Source organism: Pseudoalteromonas sp. MMG006 (assembly GCF_018101025.1).
Lineage (GTDB): Bacteria > Pseudomonadota > Gammaproteobacteria > Enterobacterales > Alteromonadaceae > Pseudoalteromonas.
On sequence record NZ_JAGJEJ010000015.1, the window covers coordinates 88,260 to 105,996 of the forward strand.

Annotated in this window: 14 protein-coding genes; 5 read left to right on the forward strand and 9 right to left on the reverse strand. The window is 39.4% G+C overall.

Annotated features, from left to right (window positions below):
* Window positions 1-15: 15 nt before the first annotated feature.
* Complete coding sequence (locus tag J8L73_RS14275; RefSeq protein ID WP_211018042.1) at window positions 16-522, reverse strand: DUF3087 domain-containing protein; 507 nt, start codon at window positions 520-522, stop codon at window positions 16-18.
* Window positions 523-909: 387 nt separating this feature from the next.
* On the opposite strand from J8L73_RS14275, the gene J8L73_RS14280 reads away from it, so the two are divergent.
* The 5 genes from J8L73_RS14280 (at window position 910) to J8L73_RS14300 (ending at window position 6,747) form a co-directional block, all read left to right on the forward strand.
* Window positions 910-2,493 carry a PepSY-associated TM helix domain-containing protein gene (locus J8L73_RS14280; RefSeq protein WP_211018044.1) on the forward strand — a complete coding sequence of 528 codons (1,584 nt, stop codon included), beginning with the start codon at window positions 910-912 and terminating at the stop codon, window positions 2,491-2,493.
* A gap of 15 nt (window positions 2,494-2,508) precedes the next feature.
* Entirely contained in the window at window positions 2,509-4,809 is a 2,301-nt protein-coding gene (locus tag J8L73_RS14285) for a TonB-dependent siderophore receptor (RefSeq protein WP_211018046.1), read from the forward strand.
* Window positions 4,810-4,932: 123 nt separating this feature from the next.
* Complete coding sequence (locus J8L73_RS14290) at window positions 4,933-5,568, forward strand: energy transducer TonB (protein WP_211018048.1); 636 nt, start codon at window positions 4,933-4,935, stop codon at window positions 5,566-5,568.
* Window positions 5,569-5,582: 14 nt separating this feature from the next.
* Window positions 5,583-6,137, forward strand: coding sequence for a sigma-70 family RNA polymerase sigma factor (locus J8L73_RS14295; protein ID WP_247659666.1), 555 nt, complete (start codon window positions 5,583-5,585; stop codon window positions 6,135-6,137).
* Window positions 6,124-6,747, forward strand: coding sequence for a hypothetical protein (locus J8L73_RS14300; RefSeq protein ID WP_211018050.1), 624 nt, complete (start codon window positions 6,124-6,126; stop codon window positions 6,745-6,747). The genes J8L73_RS14295 and J8L73_RS14300 overlap by 14 nt, the downstream gene beginning before the upstream one ends.
* Window positions 6,748-6,833: 86 nt before the next feature.
* Here J8L73_RS14300 and J8L73_RS14305 read toward each other — a convergent pair whose 3' ends face one another.
* The 8 genes from J8L73_RS14305 to J8L73_RS14335 all read right to left on the reverse strand — a co-directional run bounded on the left by J8L73_RS14305 (window position 6,834) and on the right by J8L73_RS14335 (window position 17,043).
* Window positions 6,834-8,504 carry a P-loop NTPase fold protein gene (locus J8L73_RS14305; RefSeq protein WP_211018052.1) on the reverse strand — a complete coding sequence of 557 codons (1,671 nt, stop codon included), beginning with the start codon at window positions 8,502-8,504 and terminating at the stop codon, window positions 6,834-6,836.
* 234 nt (window positions 8,505-8,738) lie between these two features.
* A complete protein-coding gene (locus J8L73_RS14310) occupies window positions 8,739-10,481 on the reverse strand; it encodes a potassium/proton antiporter (RefSeq protein WP_211018054.1) in 1,743 nt (580 codons plus the stop codon).
* A 280-nt stretch (window positions 10,482-10,761) separates the two neighbouring features.
* Complete coding sequence (locus J8L73_RS19400; RefSeq protein ID WP_247659667.1) at window positions 10,762-11,190, reverse strand: hypothetical protein; 429 nt, start codon at window positions 11,188-11,190, stop codon at window positions 10,762-10,764.
* Between the two features lie 132 nt (window positions 11,191-11,322).
* Window positions 11,323-11,469 (reverse strand): hypothetical protein, encoded by a 147-nt coding sequence (locus J8L73_RS19405; RefSeq protein ID WP_247659668.1) that lies wholly within the window; start codon window positions 11,467-11,469, stop codon window positions 11,323-11,325.
* 201 nt (window positions 11,470-11,670) lie between these two features.
* Window positions 11,671-12,537: a hypothetical protein gene (locus tag J8L73_RS14320; protein WP_211018056.1), complete on the reverse strand. Its 867-nt coding sequence runs from the start codon at window positions 12,535-12,537 to the stop codon at window positions 11,671-11,673.
* A gap of 96 nt (window positions 12,538-12,633) precedes the next feature.
* Window positions 12,634-14,010, reverse strand: a complete 1,377-nt coding sequence (locus J8L73_RS14325; protein WP_211018058.1) for a Na+/H+ antiporter NhaC family protein — start codon at window positions 14,008-14,010, stop codon at window positions 12,634-12,636.
* A gap of 186 nt (window positions 14,011-14,196) precedes the next feature.
* On the reverse strand, window positions 14,197-15,858 hold the full coding sequence (gene pbp4b, locus J8L73_RS14330) for a penicillin binding protein PBP4B (RefSeq protein ID WP_211018060.1): 1,662 nt from the start codon (window positions 15,856-15,858) through the stop codon (window positions 14,197-14,199).
* A 9-nt stretch (window positions 15,859-15,867) separates the two neighbouring features.
* Complete coding sequence (locus J8L73_RS14335; protein ID WP_211018062.1) at window positions 15,868-17,043, reverse strand: DUF1343 domain-containing protein; 1,176 nt, start codon at window positions 17,041-17,043, stop codon at window positions 15,868-15,870.
* Between the last annotated feature and the right edge of the window lie 694 nt (window positions 17,044-17,737).

Genomic DNA, 17,737 nt, shown 5'->3' on the forward strand with positions numbered 1-17,737 from the left:
TCCTTTAAACTAACTTTAAAACTGCTTTAAAATATTCGCATCATACTCATCAGCGTTAAGTGTAACGTTATACTTTGCAGCCACACTATCAAGCTCTGTTTGCTTTATAGCTAATTCGTCCATGGTAATAGTGTTATCGTCTAGCTGCCATAAAAGTCGTGAGCCTGCATAACTATAATGAATCGCTAAAAGTGCATCGGCATCGCCCTCACGTCCTGCTGCTTTTAGTTTAGGCATTTTACGGGTTATTTTATTAAGCGCTTGTTTTAGCTCCCACACATATACCACTTCGGTCATAAAACTATGTGTACGGTATTTATTTAACAGCCAGCCAATTGCCAAACTGGTTATAACAACACCGGTTAAATTCCAATGAAAATGGCTCCCGCTCTCATCTGGAAATAGCGCAATTAATGTTTGCGATATAGCCAAGCTGCCAACAGCCAAACCCGCTGCACAACCTGCAATTACCCGATTTAAATGCTTGCGGTAACGTGCTTTATCTATTTGTATGAGTTGCATAACAGCCTAAAATTTTATAAGTAAAAGAATACAAAACGCTATTGTAACTAAACCCCGCAATTTTTATAAAATTATTTAACCCCTTTTTGATTTGCTTTTAATAAGCTTATTGTAAATATTCAAATAGCCTCACCATAGCGGTTATTAAGTAGGAGCAATTTATTTATTAACCAGAGAACATTTTTTAATTCCACTCATTTTAATTTTTTTCACTCTTTGTATTTAAAAAGCAAAATTAACACACCACTACCCCCTTAAATTAGAATCGTTCTATTATTTGCAATTGATAATGATATGGGTTTGCATTAACATTTGTGACCTACTGATATCTCTAAATCGAAGTGACCGAATCGCTACTTTGCTCTAATCAAAAATTTAAGGTAAAAAATGTACAATAATAGCTGTAGCGTTCCTCAAACCGATACTCTTACCAAGCCAAAAAATAAAAAGCGTCAACTTTACGATTTACATATTTGGCTAGGTTTCAACCTCGCCTTTTTAATGACGTTATTATTGGCAACTGGCACTATTGCGACTTTATCAAACGAAATAGATTGGCTCATACAAGACGACATGCGAGTAACACCTACGGAGGTTAAAGTACCTTGGGGTGAGCTAGAAAATACCGTAAAAAAAACGGCTCCAGCACAAGATATGCTAACAACATTTAGCCAAGGCGAAAGTGATTATTTTGCATACCGAGCCACCTTTTTACGAGCCGATGGAACTCGTTACTTTATTCATATTAATCAATGGACTGGTGAAGTCACTGGTACAACTCCATTTTTAACTGTTCAGCGATTTTTTAGAGACCTACACCGCTACTTCTTTATGCCAAATTTTATTGGCTTACCAATCACGAGCTCTCTAGCTATTGTGCTTATTATTTCTTTGTATACAGGATTAAAAACAACTGGAAGATTAAAAAAATCAGCATTTCGCTTACGGAAAAACAAAGGCACTCGCGTTATGCTAAGCGATTTACATAAGGTTTTTGGTATATGGGCAATATGGTTTATTGCTCTTATTGTAATAACAGCAATGTGGTATCTCATTGAATTTGGTTTTGCTGTTGCAAAGCATAGCTTCGAGCCTCCTCGACCGGGCCCCAGTGTTGAGCGAATTCAAGAATTTGGGGATGCAATGAATATAATCCCAGCCGATATAATAATAAAAAATTCAAAATTAGCTTTCCCTAACTGGGAACCAACTCAAATTCAATACCCTAGGTCTGCATCACAAGCAATAACAGTCCTTGGTTACACAAATGATATATTAGTGCGTTCTAGAGCCAACAGGGTATTTATCGATCCCGTTGACGGCTCAATTATTAAAGTTCAAAAATCCAAAAATATAGGCACGGTAGCTTACTTAAACGAAACAGCAGATCCGATTCATTTTGGAACGCTCGGAAATCTCACTACAAAAATTATATGGTTTATTTTTGGCATTATTCTTACCGGAATGTCAGTAACAGGTGTGTTAATGACCTATCGCAGGCTAAAAACCTCACGCTTATCGCCGGCTCAAATTAAAACATTTCCAGTTATAGTAGCCGTAATGATCGCTGGATTCTTTTATGTTAAACAACAAAATGGCGACTCCGAACCGGTTAAAAAAATATCGCAAAGCGTTGAATCATATAAAAATTACACTTTTAAAAATACATTATATAAAAAAGTAAATAGCGGTAAATACAATCTACAAGTAAATATTACTCACCCAAATGGATACTCAATAATAGACTCTATAAGCGTGGCAGATACGCTAAATAATACGTACAAATTAAAGGCTAAAACGTTCTCATCAACAACTATTTTCGCCGCCACATTACCGAGTAAAAATACAGAGCAATACAAAAAGCTTACTTTAAAAGTAACGCTTTTAACGGGTGAGACAAAACAGTTTATTTTACACGAAAATAAAATCCTTAATTTAACTAACAATACTGCAAAAACGACTAAACAATAATCTCTGGGAAGATTTATGAAAACCATTCAAAAAACATTCGCACTAACTGCACTTGTGTGTAGCTGCCAATTAGCTTACGCACAAAATGAAATAAATAGTAAAACAAAAGAAGACTCAATAGAAAGAATCAGTGTGACAGGAACAGCTCAATCTCGTTACGTCATTAAAGAGTCATCATCGTTAACTGGGTTTCCTTTAGATTTTTTAGAATTGCCACGTGTCGTTAATATAATTCCAGAGCAGTTAATACTTGATCAAAAAATTACCGATTTATCAGAAGCACTGCGCAACACCCCTGGAGTATCGCTAGGCGATGGTTTTGGTGGTACTAACGACGACTTTTTAATACGTGGATTTAGACGCAATACCGTTTACCGAGATGGCTTTCGCCGTGCTACTAACTTTAAAACTAATCTATCAAATGTAGAATATACTCAAGTTGTTAAAGGCCCTGCGTCAATAACTTATGGTCAAGTTGAGCCTGGTGGGCTTGTAGATATAGCCACTAAAAAACCGCTAGCTGAAAAACGATTTGCTGGTGAAGCACGTGTTGGATCATTTAATGATCAATTTGCACTACTCGATTGGTCAACGCCTATTAACGATAGTGCCGCTATTCGTGTTGTGGGTTCAATACAAGATGCCGAATCGTTTCGTGACTTTAGCGATATTGATAGAGACACACTTTCAATCTCTGGTACATTTGATCTCGCCCCTTCTACACGTTTAAATTTATCGTACGAATACCGAGATGAATCAAGACCGCTTGACCGAGGAACTATCACAGTACCTACTCCAGATGGTCGTGCTGTGCTTAACGAAGTACTTGATATACCTTTATCAACTCGTTTTGGCGAGCAATACGAAGTATTTGAAAGTAACTTTAACTTCTTCGATGCAACGTTAGAGCAAGAACTAGGAGATAATTGGAACCTACGCTTTAGCACCGCTTACGAAGTAAGTTCAGCAAATGACCTTCAAGCTAGACCGCTTGCCGTTGCCATTTTTGATGCCGATGGGCCAATTAGCGAAGACGGATTTATAGAGTTTCAAAGCCCTGCCGACATTTCAGCAAATATAAATGAAGGTTTAACCGGTGTATTTGACGATCCAACAGATCAAGTATTTCTTATTCGCAGAACAGACGGTAACCAAAATGCCGATGTTGATGTTTTATATTTAAATGCAATTGTCACAGGTGAAGTACAAACCGGAAATATCACACATAAAATAGCTATTGGAGGCAGTTATCGCGATTTTGAACGAAAAGACAATTTTGTTAACTCAGCAAACTCTGATGGTTTACCAGCCGCATTTGGTTTTAGTGGTATCCCTTTATTTGATGTTAGTAATCCTGTTTACGGAAACTTACCAACTGACTTAAATACAGGCGACTTTGCAAGACGTACATTTAGCTCTGAAGATTACGGTTTTTTCATTAATGATTATATTGTTTTAACCGATGACCTTGGTGTATTAATTGGTGGACGCTTAGATTCTGTTAAAAGTGGCTTTAATGACGGTGTAACCGCATTCACTAACGGTGAGACTACAGGAACAGATCTTAAGTTAGATTCTATTTCAGAGTTTTCGCCTCAAGTAGCTGTTAACTATAAAATGACGTCAAACTCATCGTTATTTGCAAGTTATTCAGAGTCTTTTGCGCCTAATACTGATACAGCCAATACCGAAGTGAGCAATAGCAAACAATTTGACCCTGAAGATTCAGAACAAATAGAGCTAGGTGTTAAAGCTGAATTTTTTGGCGGCCGTTTACAGTCAAGCGTATCAATTTATAATATTGAAAAAACGAATGTATTAAGCACCGAAGACGGTATAACAACGTTAAGAGACGGGCAAACATCTGAAGGTATTGAATTTTCAATTTCAGGGCAACCAACCGAAGGCATGAACATTATTGCTGGATATGCTTATACCGATGCAGAAATAGAAGTTGATGGAGTAACAGGTAATAAACCTCGTAATGTTGCAGACAACACATTTAACCTTTGGGCTTCATATGAATTTCAAAAAGGTAGCTTAGAAGGCTTAGGTATAGGTGGCGGTTATTTTTTTGTTGATGATCGATTTGGTAATGACGCCAATAGCTATACGCTAGATAGCTATGGCTTAGTTGATTTATCGCTTTGGTACACGCTGGCTACTCCAGGTTTAGGAGAGGATGGCACTATGAGATTTCAATTAGCCGTTAAAAACTTATTAGATGAAGAGTACTATTCAGCAAGTGGTGGCGACTTAAGAATTAATATAGGCACACCTAGATCTGTATTTGCTTCGGTATCATTCGCTTTTTAAACCAATAACAAGCGAGAGGCTTATTTATTTAGCCTCTCGCACTATAAAATTATTTAACCCCTTTTTGATTTTCCCCCCGTTATAGCTTTTAAATAACCCAAATAAGTTTACTCGGAGCGGCTTATGCACACACTTGAAGTACCTAACAACCCAGTATTTATTAAAACATCGACAGCCGTTATTGGCGGTGCTGTAATGACCTTTGCGGCTTTTGCGTTTATGCAATATTTAATATCTGGCGAGCAACGTGCGCCTATAAAGCTCGGCGGCGATATTATTGTAGAAATTTTTCAGGCACCAGAGGATAAACAAACAACCACCATAAAAAGAATACCACCACCGCCTATGCCTAAAGTGCCGCCAAAAGCACCACCGCGAGTTTCACCCAGTGCCGATCCAATTATGGCAATAAACACTGCCCCACCATTAATAATGGACAGCTTTGGTGATGATATAAATAGCACCATTAACCGCCCTACGGGGGATGCAACGCCCATAGTGCGCATAAACCCTAAATACCCAACGTCTGCTGCCCGCGATGGCATAGAAGGCTGGGTTCAACTTAGCTTTAGCATTTCGCCCACCGGCGAAGTAATAAATCCAGTAGTGATTAACGCAGAGCCAAAACGCACCTTTGACCGCGAAGCAATAAGAGCCATTAAACGCTGGAAATATCGCCCCAAAGTAATAGAAGGTGTGGCACAATTACAAACAGATCAAACCGTACAGCTCGATTTTAAATTAGATAACTCTATTTAACGGACTAAACGCCTATGCTACTAAGTATTAAGTCATGGTTATTTGAAACGCCAAGCAAGGACTGCATGGCAAGTTACGCAAAAAGTGGCAACAATCGTTACTTAGAGCAGCTTATTGCCTTATACAGTAATGATTTGTACCATTATCTGGTAACTCAATCTAATATTCACTTAGCATACGATGTAAGCCAACAAACATGGCTAAAGGTAATCGAAAAACGCCACCTTTACCAAGCGCAAACCACGCCCAAAGCGTGGTTGTTTAAACTTGCCCGCAACACATTAATAGACGAATACCGCAAACAGCAACGCTTTGTAGAACTTGACGAAAACACTCACCTACCCGCACAGCAAAATGAGCAAAGCAATATAAGTTATCAAGCATTCGATAATGCACTTAAACAGCTAAGCTTTGTACAGCGCGAAGCCATTACCTTACAACAAGAAGGCTTTAGCCTTGCCGACATAGTGCTTATAACCCAAAGCAACCATGAGAGCGTAAAAACACGGTTGCGTTACGCCAAACAAAACCTTAAACGTTTATTAGGAGCAAACAATGAACAGACCTGATGAGCAGTTTGACCAAAAGCTCACACAACACTATAAAGAGCGAAAAGCATGCACTACGCTCACTGCTTCGCAGCAAAAAGCGTTACTTAATAAAGCCACGCACACAAAGCCTAAAAAGTTCGGCTTTACACTACAACTTGCCAGCCTCGCCTGTGCACTGGGCGTGTTCGCATTTATTGTGTTTGATAGCAGCAATGGCATTAACCACGTGCCAAAAACCGTGCTTAACAGCTCATTTAAGACTATAGACATTCACGACTACCCAATTATAAAAACTCACGAAATAAACCCATCAGGTAGTTACACAAGCGCCATTACCGAACAAAAACATATGCTCGATACGCAACATGCCAATAGCTTACGCTTACATCAACAGCGCCGCATAGAATACGGCACGCTAGTAAAGGTAGATAACGACTGGTACATAGCCAGCTGCAATGACGAGGTACTGGTACAAATTAAGCATTCACTGCTCAGTGATTTAAAAGGTAAACACGCGGTTGAAAGTAATATTAATGCGGGTGATATGCTCGCTATGGCGCATAACGGCAAAGGGCAAATTATTGCGCTTAAACATGCAGGAGCTGGGGTAAGGCGATGTGGGGCTTAGGTGGTTTAGCTCAGTTAAGGCTGGTAATAATTTAGATAAATATTACCACCGAGAACACAGAGGCGCTTCGCGCTGCACAGAGATAGTTAACTATCGCCCATGTAATCTAATGGTGAGGAAAGCTCTATAAAATCACGATATTGCTCTTTAGTAATTTTGTTGTATTCATCTTTGATATAGATATATTCAAGCCATAATAAAGTAACGTCTGGAGAAATTCGCATTGAATGCTGAGCTAGGTTCTTTTCTGCGTTTTGCAACTCAGTTAAACCGTCATCGCTATCAGAAATCCAAACATCATAAGCACTTGATTCTAAGACAAAAATACTGCAAAAAATATTCTCAATAAATTTAGATAGTGAAATAGGATAATCGTCTTCATAGTAATCACTTACTTTTGTACCCAAATTGTCATGGTAAAATTGATTCGTATATGAGTCAGGGTCAATAAAATAGGTTAACTCGGCCGAAAAATGTTTTTCCAAAATATTTTTTTGTAAAAAGCTGCTTAAACTAATATTTTGCATATTACCCTTACTATTTGGTTCTTTCCGCTGAAATAGTCCACTAATTATTTCTTCATAAAGTGGGTGGTCTTGTTCATGGATACAAAACAAAATAGCGAGCACAATTACATCAACTTTTTTACCACTTGGTAAATTTACAATAATGGCAGTAATGCGTTCAGTGATTTGAATGGCTGTTCTAGGCAGCACTTGGAACGCATCTAAAACAACTGAGATATTAGCTAAAGCGCTTTCCGGTGTTTCTGTGCGGGGGAGTAGCTCAATATCTTTACTTTCTAAGTACGCTGTTTCAAATTTAGTTGTATCACTATGTACTGCTAAAAAATCCTTTAAAACAGGTCGCTTTAAGCTATAGCGGCTATTAAAAAAACGGCCTAAATAAACCTTTGCATCAAACCCTTCTCCATAAATTGATTTAATTGTATGTTGGAGTTGTCCTGTATCTGTTGCCACAACAAACACAATACCTTTAACATCAAAAATATGTTTAATCGTCTCTAACATTTCTACTGCATAACTTGGGCGACAACGATCTAACTCATCAATAAAAATAAATATGGGTAACGACTTATCTTCCTGCTTCTCAAACTTACTGACCCAATCAGCTAACTTAGACTTTATTACTTCAATACTCTTATTTTTAGCTTCATGATCTTTAATTAAGTTTTGTGCAAGCGCCTTTACTGCGGGTGAAAAGTCACTGCTCGTCGGCTTATTAGAGTTTTGATTTTGGTCACTATCAATTTCTTCATCAGAAAATAGTAATGTGTGTAACTCATCTAAATCGATGCCTGATATTTTTTTAGTTAGACCTTGTGCAATAGCAGGTGCAACAGCCTTAAACATCGAAACGGCACTTTTAGGTATTCTTATATTAAACTTAGCCTGAAGTTGAAGCTGCTTTATAATACCTGCAATTACAGTTAAAAATGGGTCGTCTGAATAGTCTTGCTGCCATGCATCAATATAAACAACTGGGTAATGTACAATTAATTCCTGTGACCAACGCTTAAGAAAGTAGGTTTTACCTGCCCCCCATTCAGCATTGAGATTTAATACATAATTTTTCTTTTGCTCTTCATCAGGCTTACTTTTGTCATAACCTTCTTGAGCTAATAATCTTGATAAGAACGTAGCGTAGCGAGCTCGATCTAATTTATCAGCAGGAAAATATTCTTCTAATGGAGGCTTAGTTGCTTTACTCCAATTGAATTCTTTAATCTCTTTCATTTAATTCCCTTTAAATAATCTTTGTTACATAGTGTAATATTGAATTATCACAGTTGCATTTATTTCGGGCTAACGCCCGACGCGCCAGCAAGCTGTACGCCTACAATAAACACTACACATACTTAGCTTTGGGTGTGCTCATTGCATTGGAGAAATGTTGGGTTTCGTGTCACTCAACCCAACCTACGTCCGCTATAAATGTGCTGTCACCATTTAATAAATCACTGTTAATGATTACTGCTTTAAAAGTCGCTTTTCAGGATTACTCAAGTACTTTAAGCCAATGGTCACTATACGTGTATTTACCATGGTTATAACGCGTAGTTGAACATTACCAATAACAACCACTGAGCCTTTAGTCACCTCTTCGGCGAGCTTTTGGTTAATTACCTCTTCTAGGCTTATATCCTCGGGCGCGTCTATGTGCATGTGGTAAGAGTAAAATATGTCTCCTACTAAGGTAACCCCTTTAACTTTAAGTTCGTTATGCGCTAAGTGACTATCTTGATGGTTTGTTTTATCGGTTGCTGTAAAAACTAAGTCCACAAACGGTCTGTTATTTGGTTTTAAAACAACAAATAAGTGATCGTTTGCTTTTAACTTAGTTGAGCCGCGTGGCGGTATGATTGACGGCCCTCGAGTGATCATAGCAACAACCACACTTTCAGGCAGTGCCGCGTGTGACAAGCTACGCCCAGAAACACGCGAAACCTCACTTAGCGTGTACTCTACAATTTCTATATCAATATCGTTTAGTGCGGTAATTTCGAGCGTTGCAGCTGCTAAATCGGGTGGTGGCTCGACTAAGTTTAATTTTTTAGCTATCCAAGGCATTGTTGAGCCCTGTAACGTGGCTGAAATTAACACCACGAAAAAAACCACATTAAAAATTAGCTCAGCCCCAGAAAGACCAAATAACAATGGAAATATAGCTAAAATAATGGGTACTGAGCCTCTAAGGCCAACCCAAGATACAAACAAGGTTTCGCGATTATTAAAACCAAATAATTTTAAAATTGGTGCTACCGCTAATGGGCGAGCAACAAAAATAAGTGCCAGTGCAATTAACAACCCTTCTAACCATACATCAACCAACGACGACGGGTTAATAAGCAGCCCCAGTACAACAAACATAGTTATTTGCCCAAGCCACGCTAAGCCATCATGAAACAGAAAAATACCGCGTTTATATACAAACTTGCTGTTACCTAAAATAACACCCGTTATAAATACAGCTAAAAAGCCACTGCCGCCAAGCGTTGCAGAAAGGCCAAATGAAAGTAGTCCAAATGCCGTTACCATGACTAAATACAAACCCGATGCATTTAATTTTATTCGATTAATAAACCAAACCGACACTTTACCAATTAAAAAGCCACACACAGCGCCTACACCCATTTGCTGGGCAAATAGCTGTAGCAAACCAAGCCCTATTGGCATGTCGTTAACAAGCATTTCCAGCAGACCAACCGTTAAGAAAATAGCCATTGGATCGTTCGAGGCACTTTCTATTTCAAGAGTTGATTTAAGCTTTTTATTTAAATGAATACCGGCACTTCGTAACAGTGCAAACACGGCTGCGGCATCTGTAGAGCCAACAATGGCCCCCAATAAAACGCCTTGTAATATGGGCAAATTTAGAATGTAGGTAGCTACAAGGCCTGTTATAACTGCAGTAAATAACACACCGATGGTTGCTAAAGCCGATGCGGGTTTCCACACTTGTTTAATTGAACTGGTAGGTGTTTGTAAGCCACCATCAAATAGAATAATAGCAAGCGCGAGAGTACCCAAAGCATGAGCCGCCTCTGCGTTATCAAACGATATACCTGCAATCCCATCCTCACCTGCGAGCATACCTACCAGTAAAAATAGCACGAGCACTGGTAAGCCAACGCGAGCAGAGAGCTTGCTCGAAATTACCCCAAGTAGGATTAAAATGGCACTAACGAGAATGATATTATCTATTACAAACATAGTGTGAGTTTACTGCCTTGTATGAGTTAAAAAGTAAGAATTGCCTATTATTAAAAAGCTTAAAGCGTATGCTATACAATAACCTAAAAAATATAAATACGGGTACTTAAGTCTATATTTAAATAGTTTATTTAATATCTAGAGCGTCGTTAAGCTTGGTATTACTCCGCTCGGTCTTAATTTAAAAACAAAAAAGCCTGCAATAAGCAGGCTTTTGACTCATCATAAGCAATGAAAAGATATACGAAATATTTAAAACTATAATTAATAATCCTAATTTTTATGAAAATCCGTGCTCAATATCTCGGAACGTCCATTGTCCGTTTGGATCTGCTATATCAATTAGTTCACAGGCTTTTTTATTCCAAGCAGCTAACCATGAAATATAATTTGTTAGTTGGTGATAAGCGCGGTCTGGGGCATCAGAACGAATTCTTGACATTGAGAAGCCTGAATAAGTAGCACCACTTCCTACCCAACTAACAATTGATGATACGGCTCCACCGGCAGGAACTACAAAACCAACAGTCGTTGTTACTAACCCTAATATAGTCGCCGTTTTTTCAACAGCATTACCCGTTTTCATTATGTCGCTGCTTATAACAGGATGTAACAAAGCTAATAAGCTAACTGCTTGTGGCTGATTAGAAGCAACAGCAACATCATTTGAAGTTTTTGAAGTGTTTGTGGGTGCAGCTTTTCCTCGCATTGCAGGAAGTAAGCTATTAAAAGATTTTTGGCTACTATTACTTGTTGAAAAAGTAACTGATTGTGTACTTAAGCCTCCAGCTTTAACTCTTTTTTCATCTCGTGGCGTTACAGTTGATTTGTAAGTGCGCTGTCACCTTCTATAAACGGCTGCACTGCATTGAGTCATTTGTATAGCTAATGCTGCTTGCTCTTTGAAGTCTCGACCGATTGCTCGCTCTGATAACTGAGTTAGCTGATTTTTCTTTTTAAGAGCTTGCTGGCCAATCATAATATCCATAAAAATGTCCTTATTTATTATTTAATTGGTGAAATCATATCATTTAAAGTTACGTAGAGAAATCCTAACAAGTTATTATCACAATGATTTAAGGTACATAAAAAGCTGCTTCAGAGTATTCCATTTAAGCTTTGTTAACAGAGAGTACCTTAAGTATGAACCATAACTATATGTAAAACATAAGCCCTTTACTAAGTTTACTTAGTGAATTATTTGAGGCTTAATATTACTAAAATCACCGTGGATTGTAATCTCTACATTATCAGGTTTTATAGCAACATCGCTTAAACCCGTATTAGTGAAATACTCTTCGAAGCTCTGCTGATATTCAGGAAGAACCTGCTTATATGCAGTAATAAATAAGCTCAGCTTTTTAGCTATAGTTGGATACTTAGCTGCAAGGTCTCGTAGCTTTTCAGGCTCAGAAAAAGCAAATTCGGCGTAAATATTAAAGTCGTTCTCAGCATTAGTTTTACCATATCTAGATAAAAATCCATTTTCATAATCAGGCCCTATACTTCTATCTTGCGTTAAAGCCTCATAATTCGAGGAAGCAGGACTCCAACTTTCAGGCAACAGACCTTGCCATGCAAGATTAACAAAAGGGGAGCGTAAATAAATTAAAGAACTAAGCTCGTGATGAACTCCCCGTAACGAATTTTCATAATTGAAGTTAGTACCGTTCTTATCTGAGATATTTGATAATATTATAGAATTTCTTGAATATGTTCCCCCCGCTTCAGCCCCCTCCATGAGCATAGGTCCTGAAATATAAATAGCATTAATAAATTTGGAAACAAAGCCTTCAGGATAAACCTCCAGCGCGGTTTCAATGCCATCAAGTGACTCTGAAGAATCCTCCAAAGAAGTGCTTTGCATTTCAAGTGTAGGCGGCTTGCCTTCAATTCCTAAAAATTGTTCAGGGAAAAATAAACGAGTATCGCCAGCTCGGATATCTAATTGGTATGTTTTTGCTAACCTATTAGATTGCTCTGTTTCACTTTCTTGGTAAAAGCATGAGTTCAAAAACAATAAAAAAATAAAAAGGACAAAAGCTTTATTTTTCATTTTAACAATCCTTGTTTTATGCCTTAAAAGCCTGCATATTTGCAGGCTTTTAAGGCATTTTATAATTAATTAAAACTCAGTATTTACAATACGTTTTTATAACACAATTATGCTTGTTACTAAGTACGCTATAAACGTGAGTGCGCCGCCGAATAATGCATACGGTAGCTGCGTTTTAACGTGGGTGAGCAAATCACACCCCGAGGCGAGTGCCGATACGGCGCTGGTGTCGGATATAGGCGAGCAGTGATCGCCAAATATACCACCGCCTAAAATAGCGCCTACTACAAGCGAAGGCGGTAAGCCAAGCTCTTGAATAAGTGGCACGCCAATAGGGATGAGTATGGCAAATGTGCCCCACGATGTACCCGTAGTAAACGACATAACCGCGCCCGTTAAAAACAGCACAGGTACAATTAGGTAAATTGGTAAGTAGTCGCCTACTAGCGATGCGACAAATACGCCGGTACCTAGCTCTTTTAAGCTTGCGCCTAATGTAAGTGAAAGCAATACAATGCTCACCAGCGGTAATAGCTCGCCCATGCCTTTAAAGCCGGTATCAACTAACTGATGGTGAGTAAATTGGCGAGAGCTGATCATTAAAGCGTAAGCCACCACAATGGCTAATACCGTTGCGTATAGCACCGATTTTGAGCCGCTACCTTCTGCTAATACACCGTTGCCGGTGTAAAACATAAAGCCTACCATGCTTACAATAAGCGTGACTAAAGGCACTAACATGTAACGCGCTTTAGAGCCTTTTACTTCTTCTTTTAGGTCGGTTTTTTGCAGCTCTAGCTTTTGCTCGGCCTCTTTCATTGGGCCGTGCACTTTATCAAACGCGATGGTGTAAAACACAATGACTAAGGTGATAATGGCGTAAAAGTTATATCCTACGCTACCCCATAATATAGACACTGCCGATTCGCTTAGCTCGTAATTACCAAGCAAACCCAGCACAAATGCGCCCCAGCCATTAAGCAATATTAAAATACATACCGGCGCACTGGTGCTATCAATAATGTAAGCAAGACGCGCTCGGCTCATTTTAAATTTGTCGAACAGACCGCGCGATACAATACCTGAGGTTAATACACTTAAGTTTGATTCTATAAATACCGCAATGCCGGTAAACATGGTTAAAAAGCCAACTTGGCGCTTACTTTTTGCAATGCCTTTGTTCATAAGTAGGTTAACTGTGGCTGCCACACCGCCAGATTCGCGAATGTAGGCAAGCAAAGCACCAATCATAATACTAAATATTAAAATGCGAGTATTACCTGGCGAGCTGGCCACCGATATTAAACGCTCAATGGTATTTAAAAATGTAGCAAATAGAGTATTACCCTCGCCTTGTATTGCGAGTAAAAACTCTGATGAAGCCACAGCCACCAAAAGCGCCATTATTACTTCCTTTCGCCAAAACACGATGGCGATAGCAATCAGCGGCGGTAATATAGAATACCAAGACATAAGTTAACCTTTATTAATAGCGAAGTGCGTTCGCTTATTCACGTTTAAACGCTTATTTTGCAGGCCGTTTTAAAAATGCGGCCTGAATTTGTAAACCGCTTAGCTTAATGGATTGGCTTAGGTAAGTCACCTGCAAATAAATCACTTAAGGCTAAGCACTTAGGCCGTTTTAGCCTAAGCGATAATTTATTGATTTAGTAGTGCTTCGTAAATAAGCGATACCACTGAACCATATTGTGCGGTCTCGTATTGTTTACCCAAAAACTGGTAATGTTTTTGGCTTCCTTTTATTTTTGTGTGGCGCGCATTGGTCAATAAAATAATAGCTAAATCGTACGTTGGGTCAATTACGGTAACCGTACCCGTCCAACCGGTGTGTCCATATGCTTGTGCACTTGCGTAGGGGCCAAAATGCCAGCGTCTTGCTTGGTTGTTACCTGCAAGCCTAAAACCGAGGCCGTAGGTTTCGTTGTTTAATTGTGGTGTTAAAAACTGCGCTAAGGTTGATGCGCTAAATAACTGGTTATTGCCAAAACCACCTTTGTTTAATAGCACTTGGCTAAGTACGGCTAAATCGGGCGCGTTGCTAAATAAACCCGCGTGCCCTGCTACGCCATCAAACGAATAAAATGCCCGCTCGTCGTGTACTTCGCCTTGCAAAACATTAGTGCGAATATTATCAAACTCAATTCGCCCATCACGGGTGTTACCGCTAAGCTCGGTAGCTGCAAACTCTTCGCGTTTAAAACCCTTTTTAAGTGGGTTAAATACCGTATTGATTAGTTTAAGTGGGGCATAAATGTGTTGCTCGAGGTAGTCATCGAGTGATTGCCCGGTTATGCGCTCAACCAGTACGCCTAAAATCATGTAATCAATATCTGAGTAAACGGCTTGTGCGGGGTATTTATCACTCAGCGGCACTTGCGTAAGTAATAGCTGCTTAGTGGTTTGGCTATTTTGTGAAAAATACGCATCGCCATTTTTAGTGCTTTTACGATGAAAATCAAACACGGGCGGGTAACCCGCTGTATGCGTGAGTAAGTCTTTTACTGTTCGCAGCTCGCGGCCATCGCCTTTGTATTCAGGTAAGTAGCTTTGCACTGGCTTGTTTATATTTAAAAGCCCTTCGCTTACCAGTTTCATAAGCGCAAAGTTAGTGGCAAATATTTTAGTGTTAGACGCTAAATCAAACAAAGTGTGTGTTTGCACTGGCTCTGGGCGTAGTAGCATTAAGTCATTTTGTTGGTACTGCTTGGCATCGCCATAGGCGCTAAGCTTTATGAGCTCGCCACTTTTAACAACGGCTAATACCGCCCCCGGAAAACCTGCTTTTACATCTTTTTCTATCAAGGCATCTACTTGGCTAAAGTCTATATTACTTTGCACTGCGGTATTTAATGTGGGGAACTCAAAGCGTAAGGTAAGGCTTGCGCCTTCAGGCTTAATATTTTCAACTTTAAACGTATTTACCCCGTTATGAGTGCGCCTTGCGAGCGAATACTCATATAAAGTATTCGCGGCGAGTTGGCTGGTAATATTAAGTTTTTGGTTATTTATAAAAATATCGGCGCTTATCGCGTTATTATTTTGAATTAATAACTGCCCTCGCCCTTTGTACGCTTTAAAAGTGCCTCGATTATTTACGTATTCACGGCTACTTGGGTTAGCCTCAGGAAAGGTAACCACCACTTGCGCATTTGGAAGCGTTACCAAATTACTTTGTTTAAGCTCACTTTCTTTAAAATTATTAGCCTTGTTGCTGCTACACGCTGCAAGTAAAACACCCGTAATTGCTAATAAGGTGGCTTTAAAATAGCTGCTTATTTTTATGTTTATTACTAACGCCATTTATAACCCTTACTTATACAGTAAATACGGTGCGCGTTGCTTTTTAAAAGCCTTAAGCCCTTCCTGCCAACTTTGCTTTATTTGTACTTCTGATTGCCCTGCTTCAATAGCTAAGCGTAGCTTGCTAGTGCCGGCTAATTTATCCATAAAATCAGCGCGTTCAAAAAAGGTAATATTATTTTTAGATAATTGATTATAAGCCGTTATTAAGTAACTTAAATTAAGCCCGTTCGTATTTTCCGTGCGTAAATCGAGCCCTTTTACGGGTGTATTTTTAAATTTAGGGTTAGCCGCTGCGCCTTTAATAGAGCGTGGCGTAAAACTAAATTCTCCAAGCGCAACGGGCGAGTAGCCAATTACCTGAAACGCAAAATCGGTGCCTCTGCCAATACTTATAGGTGTTGCCTCAAAAAAACACAGCGACGGGTAAAGCGCGATTGATTGATCATTCGGTAAATTAGGGCTGGGTTTTACAGGTAAACTGTAGGGTGTTGAGCGCGTGTAATGATCAACCGGGATCACAGTAAGCTTTAAATCAGCCGCTTTATTGATCCAGTTTTCGCCTTTGATCATTTTTGCAAGCTCGCCTACCGTCATGCCGTGCAGCACAGGTATTGGGTGCATGCCTACAAACGATTTAAAGTCGCGCTCAAGAATTGGTCCATCAACGTAGGCAATATTGGGGTTTGGCCTATCAAGCACAATAAACTCAGTACCTTGCTCCGCTGCGGCTTCCATCATGTAATGCATAGAGCTTATGTAGGTATAAAAGCGCACCCCCACATCTTGTATATCAAAAATAATAACATCTACATTGCTAAGGGCTTCTGCGCTTGGCTTTTTGTTTTTGCCATAAATAGAAATAAGCGGGATACCGGTTTTGCTATCAACTGCATTTTTAACATGGGCACCGGCATCGTGATCGCCTCTAAAGCCATGCTCAGGTGCAAAAATTTTGGTTATGTTTATATTTTTAGTGAGTAACGCATCTACTAAATGCGTGTTAGCAACAAGTGATGTTTGATTTACTACAAGCCCAACACGTTTATTTTGTAGCTGCGGCAAATAATGTTTGTATTGAGCTGCGCCAACAACGGGGGAATTTTGCGCTTCGCTTTGCTTAGCGCTTACATTAAATAAACTGCTAAATAGTAATACAAAGGTGATAAATACGGCTTTAAACATACAGCAAGATCCTTTTAAACAAGGTGTTTAAAATACCACAGCTTAAGTTAAAGAGCAGTGAATGGTTTTAAGTAGATACGTAAGTAATTAGAAGCTGCGCTTCCACGTGAGCAAGCCCTACGTCTACAACGATTTAGCTCAGAGTGTAAGGTACATATGCAGGCGCTCAGCTTGCTGGCGCAACGAGCATCGCTCGTAAATGGTTTTGGATGGGTACTAAGTAATTAGAAGCTGCGCTTCTCACGTGAGCAAGCTCTACGTCTACGAATATTTAAGTCAGAGTGTGAGTTACATCTGTAGGCGCTCAGCTTGCTTGCGCGACGAGCATCGCTCGTAAATGGTTTTGAGTAGGGTACTAAGTAATTAGAAGCTGCGCTTCTCACGTGAGCAAGCTCTGCGTCTTCAATAATTTACTTCACAGTTTAAGGTACATCTGTAGGCGCTCAGCTTGCTGGCGCGACGAGCATCGCTCGTAAATAGTTTTGAGTAGATACGTAAGTAATTAGAAGCTGCGCTTCTCACGTGAGCAAGCTCTACGTCTACGGTAATTTAGCTCAGAGTTAAAAGTTCACCCGTAGGCGCTCAGACTGCTGGCGCGACGAGCTACGCTCGTAAATAGTTTTGAGTAGTTACATAAGTAATTAGAAGCTGCGCTTCTCACGTGAGCAAGCTCTGCGTCTTCAGGAGAGTAATA

Bases quoted from the DNA above. Each gene is read 5' to 3' on its own strand.
- J8L73_RS14275 (WP_211018042.1), bottom strand. From the start codon at position 522: ATGCAACTCATACAAATAGATAAAGCACGTTACCGCAAGCATTTAAAT.
- J8L73_RS14280 (WP_211018044.1), top strand. From the start codon at position 910: ATGTACAATAATAGCTGTAGCGTTCCTCAAACCGATACTCTTACCAAG.
- J8L73_RS14285 (WP_211018046.1), top strand. From the start codon at position 2,509: ATGAAAACCATTCAAAAAACATTCGCACTAACTGCACTTGTGTGTAGC.
- J8L73_RS14290 (WP_211018048.1), top strand. From the start codon at position 4,933: ATGCACACACTTGAAGTACCTAACAACCCAGTATTTATTAAAACATCG.
- J8L73_RS14295 (WP_247659666.1), top strand. From the start codon at position 5,583: ATGCTACTAAGTATTAAGTCATGGTTATTTGAAACGCCAAGCAAGGAC.
- J8L73_RS14300 (WP_211018050.1), top strand. From the start codon at position 6,124: ATGAACAGACCTGATGAGCAGTTTGACCAAAAGCTCACACAACACTAT.
- J8L73_RS14305 (WP_211018052.1), bottom strand. From the start codon at position 8,504: ATGAAAGAGATTAAAGAATTCAATTGGAGTAAAGCAACTAAGCCTCCA.
- J8L73_RS14310 (WP_211018054.1), bottom strand. From the start codon at position 10,481: ATGTTTGTAATAGATAATATCATTCTCGTTAGTGCCATTTTAATCCTA.
- J8L73_RS19400 (WP_247659667.1), bottom strand. From the start codon at position 11,190: ATGCGAGGAAAAGCTGCACCCACAAACACTTCAAAAACTTCAAATGAT.
- J8L73_RS19405 (WP_247659668.1), bottom strand. From the start codon at position 11,469: ATGGATATTATGATTGGCCAGCAAGCTCTTAAAAAGAAAAATCAGCTA.
- J8L73_RS14320 (WP_211018056.1), bottom strand. From the start codon at position 12,537: ATGAAAAATAAAGCTTTTGTCCTTTTTATTTTTTTATTGTTTTTGAAC.
- J8L73_RS14325 (WP_211018058.1), bottom strand. From the start codon at position 14,010: ATGTCTTGGTATTCTATATTACCGCCGCTGATTGCTATCGCCATCGTG.
- pbp4b (WP_211018060.1), bottom strand. From the start codon at position 15,858: ATGGCGTTAGTAATAAACATAAAAATAAGCAGCTATTTTAAAGCCACC.
- J8L73_RS14335 (WP_211018062.1), bottom strand. From the start codon at position 17,043: ATGTTTAAAGCCGTATTTATCACCTTTGTATTACTATTTAGCAGTTTA.